At 58.9% G+C, this 3197-nt stretch carries 3 protein-coding genes; 2 read left to right on the forward strand and 1 reads right to left on the reverse strand.

The genetic code is table 11. The features are described 5' to 3' along the window. Window positions 1-198: 198 nt before the first annotated feature. Entirely contained in the window at window positions 199-501 is a 303-nt protein-coding gene (locus BRA1253DRAFT_RS45015) for a hypothetical protein (protein WP_035992568.1), read from the reverse strand. A gap of 165 nt (window positions 502-666) precedes the next feature. On the opposite strand from BRA1253DRAFT_RS45015, the gene BRA1253DRAFT_RS01845 reads away from it, so the two are divergent. Both BRA1253DRAFT_RS01845 and BRA1253DRAFT_RS46095 read left to right on the forward strand, forming a co-directional pair. Next, window positions 667-1050, forward strand: coding sequence for a hypothetical protein (locus BRA1253DRAFT_RS01845; protein WP_007590551.1), 384 nt, complete (start codon window positions 667-669; stop codon window positions 1048-1050). 1958 nt (window positions 1051-3008) lie between these two features. Beyond that, window positions 3009-3197, forward strand: a 189-nt coding sequence (locus BRA1253DRAFT_RS46095) for a transposase (protein ID WP_007590554.1), incomplete at its 3' end; no start/stop codon positions are given.

Genomic DNA, 3197 nt, shown 5'->3' on the forward strand with positions numbered 1-3197 from the left:
AGACGCGCAGCATGGTGTGACAATAACGCATTTTCTTATCGGCCTGCGACCGCGAATACCTGGAGCGATGTTGGTTCAATGCCAGCATTGGGCGAAGCTGGAGGCCGGAACGCTGGAGAGCGATGGGGTGTGAAAATGAAAGCTGCCCCGCCTCAATTGGCGTAGTTGCAATGTACCGAACAACGCTCGTCGGGCGGATCAGGCTGTATGTCGAAGAGAACTTACATAATGCTTGAAGAAGTGATCAAGCTTCACTGGTTCGCCGGTATCTCGCCAGAACAGTTTTTTACCGAGGCTGGCCGCCACCGCGAGGCGGTGGTGGCCGCCGATTAAAGTATGATCATCCGATGCTATGGCGATGACTTCGCCGTCTTCGTACGTGATTTTCATGTGCTGCCTCGAATCCAGCGCCCGGTCAGCGCCGCCGCGATGGTGCGCAATGTATCTAACCTCTTGCGCGCTCTGGGCGTTCCAACCCATGAAGATCACAGCGGCGGCCATCTGCGGCTTTTGACGCCGAGGCGACGTTTCAAGCCCTTATGCACGAGGGAACGCAGCCAGTGCGCCAGCCACTTCGCAACCCACGCCGGTGCGGCGCGCGGATGATGCGTCGGCTGGTAACAGTGTCAGGCGTAATCGCTTGGCAGTCATCAGTCCTTTCAACTCTTGCGAGCTACGATCACCGAGCTGGACGTTTTCGGCAGGGAGACTGCGACTGTAACCGACAACAATGCCGACGCTTTCGACGGGAGTTTGCCACTCTTCGAAAGCATGGCGACCGCGGCCAAGGCCCTGGCGGGGGTGCAGCAAATGAGCGAGGTTGTCCAATTCCCCGGAGCCCAGCTGCCTGCCGCCGGGTATTCCGAAGAGCATATCGGCAAACTCCACTCGCAGGCGTTCCGTGATTTGGAAGGACGGATTTCCGACTGCGAGAGCATGGCCCAGATCGCCGCGCAACTGATGTGCAACCACGCCAGCGATGAGGGCAAGCTCGTCTTTGCGGTGTGCAACACGGGACGAATGCTGAAGGCGCTCATGGCCGACTACTAGGCCGCTTGGCACAACGAAAGCCGATCGAGCCATGAAGCGCCGGCAGCGAATGAAGAAGCGCGACCGGCAACGGCTAATGACACATCGCCGAAGGGGGAGGCGGTAACCCGGCGTCAACGAGTAGCGCGGTACGATCGATCATCGCGGACTGGTGACGAGTACCGCGGTACGCATGGGCATTGAGAACCCGTCGGCTACCGGAGCCGGCGGGTTTTTCATGTGTCCCTGGAAAACTTCCCGGTTCCAGCCGAAAGTGGAACCTAAGTACTTAGCATGTATCAATGATCTTGCGCCGATCTTTGGCCGCATGCCGAGCAGACCAGGCACAAGCCGACACGCGACCAGGGCTGATCCTGCGCGAGCGCGTCGAGCCGCACGTCGACCCCGCGATCGCAAGAGCCGTTCAGGCACTGGATGCCGCAGGTCAAACGGCCGTCTGCCAGCCATTCAGCAGGACTACCGGGCGGATAATGGCCCGCCCATTTTGTGTATCGACGGGGAGCGCGCATACCGCGATCACAGCGGCATCGTCAGCACCGCGCAAATTATCGATTCCTAGTAGCTGGGACCGCGTGCGCGGCTACTGCGAGTCGTAGGTTAGACATTGCACATGAATCGAACCGGCCAGCCTGGCGGGCGGACCCGGTGGGATAGTTTGATTGCGGCAGGATAGCTGGCTTGAACCTGGGTGCCACAGGCGCATATTCGGCGGATGTTCGAGCAGCGACCAACTTTCATGGCTCGGAAAAATCCCGGACTCGGCTGGGGGGTCGATATTCTGTGGCCCGATGGCGAAACGGAAGTCATCAAGGGCTTTATTACGGAAGGTGACGCGGTCAAGTGGATTGCTGAGCATGAGCACTCTAAGCCGTGGCAGGGAAATACCAATCAAAAGCCATCCCTAGCGCCTTAGAAACCCCGCCCACCGTCTGGAAAATCGATCGACTGACAGCATACTGCCTGTGCGGCCCGGGGCCGTGGACGGACTCCCTAGACTTGACGGCGACCACGCGGCGGGAGTCTGATCGGTTGCATGGGGCATCAGCACGACATCGACGATCTCAAGCGTCTGGAGCGCATCTGCCGGGATTTGGCGGAGGAGAGCAGGGTGCCTGGAGAAGTCGGCGCGCTGCGGAAGCTCGCTGGAAACTATGGTCGTAAGGCTGCCAAACTGACCGTAGCTCGGACCGTAGGTTACGCGCGGCGCGTGCGGAAAAAGCGATCAATATCGGCCAGGCTGACAGGACACCCCTGGTAGTTTCACCCGTTTCGCCGTTCGTAGGACATCTCGACCACCGCGGTTAGGATCAGCGGCTGCGGCGGAAGAATGACCGTTAGCGCGGCGTGATCAAATCACTTTTGTGATCGTCGCCTGTCGCGCGATTTTCGCGCTCTCGCGGCCTCGGCTTGTTTTACCCGCTCGCGCAGCTCTAGCAGTTCACGATATCGCCGTTGAAGCGGGTCGAGCCATTCAATCTTCTCGCGAGGTTTATCGCGATAGTTGGTGCTGCTGTACGATGAATACCTGATCATAATGACGCCTTTGGTTTAGGCAGTCACGAGAAATAAAATCAGAAAAAATGCTCGCGTTTATCAAAGTATTTCCGCGAAACGACAACGACGCAACAAAGGTCGCGCGTTAAGCTTGATGTCCATGCGGAGGTTAATTCTGGAACTTTCAATTCGCCAAGAGCGCCGCAGACACGATAGGTCTCTGCAACATGACATACACCGTCACGACCCTCTGCACGATCACCGCGGTGCGGCTCCCGTAGCGCCCAAACAGCTAAGCATCAGATGGAGTCGTCCAGCGCTCAATCAGGCGTAAAGCGATGCTGGCGAGCAAAATCCCGAGGACCCGCCAACCACCTTTTCGTATTCCTCCGGGGTGGGCCGCCTTGTTGAGTTGCAGGTATCCGACGAGGATCTAGCTTTAAGGCTAGCCTTAAGGTCGGTAGATGCGGGTAGAGGTCCTGGGCGGGGTTGAGCGTCGTCGTCGCTGGTCTCGCGACGATAAGATGCGGATCATCGAAGAGACGCTGGCGCCCGGCGCGGTTGTGACGGAGATCGCGCGGCGGCACGGCATTTCGACGAGTTTGGTGTTCACGTGGCGGCGGCGGGCGCGCCTGGCGAGTGTCGTTTCGGCG

Source organism: Bradyrhizobium sp. WSM1253 (assembly GCF_000244935.1).
Taxonomy (GTDB): domain Bacteria; phylum Pseudomonadota; class Alphaproteobacteria; order Rhizobiales; family Xanthobacteraceae; genus Bradyrhizobium; species Bradyrhizobium canariense.

What these genes read in the sequence shown, in the direction of transcription:
- BRA1253DRAFT_RS45015 (WP_035992568.1), bottom strand. Translation starts at nt 501, where the DNA reads ATGGCCGCCGCTGTGATCTTCATGGGTTGGAACGCCCAGAGCGCGCAA.